Source organism: Streptomyces sp. AB3(2024), from assembly GCF_041862025.1.
GTDB lineage: Bacteria > Actinomycetota > Actinomycetes > Streptomycetales > Streptomycetaceae > Streptomyces.
Map to the genome: position 1 here is coordinate 1 of NZ_JBGWAB010000456.1, position 206 is coordinate 206.

The 206-nt window shown below is 69.9% G+C and carries 1 pseudogene; it reads left to right on the forward strand.

Annotated features, from left to right (window positions below):
- Positions 1-206 (forward strand): annotated as a pseudogene (locus ACEPPI_RS41195) (Ig-like domain repeat protein); the annotation flags it as partial.

Here is a 206-nt window from a genome sequence, read left to right on the forward strand (position 1 = left end):
GGTCACCGTCACCTACAGCGGGAACACCTGCTTCCTGCCGTCGACGGGCTCACTCGACGTGACCGTCAACCAGGCGTCGAGCACGGTGTCGGTGACGGTGGACCCCAACCCCTCGGTGTGCGGCGAGACCGTGACGGTGTGCGCCACCGTCACCGCAGTGGCACCCGGCAGCGGCACCCCCACCGGAACCGTCACCTTCACCGGCC